The sequence below is a fragment of the Pseudomonas sp. SIMBA_067 genome (genome assembly GCF_046534675.1).
Lineage (GTDB): Bacteria > Pseudomonadota > Gammaproteobacteria > Pseudomonadales > Pseudomonadaceae > Aquipseudomonas > Aquipseudomonas putida.
On the sequence record NZ_JAWRYH010000590.1, the window covers coordinates 1 to 265 of the forward strand.

The 265-nt window shown below is 69.4% G+C and carries 1 pseudogene; it reads left to right on the forward strand.

Annotated features, from left to right (window positions below):
- Window positions 1–265: pseudogene (locus SB765_RS30455) on the forward strand (allophanate hydrolase); the annotation flags it as partial.

Genomic DNA, 265 nt, shown 5'->3' on the forward strand with positions numbered 1-265 from the left:
GACTGGGCGCTGGACAGCCGGGCCGACCGCATGGGCATCCGCCTGCTGGGGCCGCAGCTGGTCTATCAGGGCGCGCCGATGATTTCCGAAGGCATACCGCTGGGGGCCGTGCAGGTGCCGCCAGATGGGCAGCCGATCGTGCTGCTCAATGACCGGCAGACCATTGGTGGTTATCCGAGGCTGGGGGCGTTGACGCCGCTGGCGTTGGCGCAACTGGCGCAGTGCATGCCGGGGGCAGTGGTGCGGTTCAGGGCGGTGGTGCAGG